General features: G+C 55.5%; 1 protein-coding gene. It reads left to right on the top strand.

Going from position 1 to position 845, the window contains the following annotated elements:
* Window positions 1-845: MMPL family transporter (locus tag ACZY0B_RS27840; RefSeq protein ID WP_463767437.1), on the top strand; the 845-nt coding region annotated here is incomplete at both ends.

Raw genomic sequence — 845 nt, 5'->3', positions numbered from 1 at the left:
TATTTTTACTGGGAAAAGCATTGCTACGATATTCCCGCCTGTTTCGCGATACGATCCGTGTTCGACGCAATCGATGGTGTTGACGAGGTCAATGACAAGTTCACCGAGTTGGTGGCGGACCTCGATAAGATAGATCTGATCCTGCCGCAGTTGCTCATACAAATCCCGCAGTTGATCGAAACCATGCAGAGCATGCGGACCATGATGCTGACGATGCACAGCACCATGGAAGGGACCATCGGCCAGATGGAGGTCAATGGCGGCCAAAATCCGAACGCCATGGGCCAGGCATACGACAGCTCGAAAAACGACGATTCTTTCTATCTGCCGCCGGGCATCATCGAAACCTCGGATGCTTTCAAACGTGTCATGAAGATCTTCCTGTCGCCGGACGGGAAGAACGCCCGCTTGCTCATTGCGCAAAAGGGCGATCCGGCAACGCCCGAGGGCCTCTCGCGGGTCGAGCCAATCAGGACGGCCGCCGAGGAGTCGCTGAAGGGCACTCCGCTGGAAGACTCCAAGATTTACCTCACCGGAACCGCGGCGGTGGTGAAGGACTTGGTCGAAGGCGCCAAATACGATCTCTTGATCGCGGGAGTCGCCGCGCTCTGCCTTATTTTCATCATCATGCTGATCATGACGCGGAGTTTTCTCGCCGCGCTGGTGATCGTCGGTACGGTACTGATGTCCTTGGGCGCCTCTTTCGGGCTCTCCATTCTGGTTTGGCAGTATTTACTTGGGCTGCAGATACACTGGACCGTCCTTTCCATGTCGGTGATCGTCCTGTTGGCCGTGGGCTCTGACTACAACTTGCTCCTTGTCTCCCGGATGAAAGAGGAAATAGG

Source organism: Mycobacterium sp. IDUB_19 (assembly GCF_055419445.1).
This window is presented reverse-complemented; position numbering and strand designations above follow the sequence as displayed.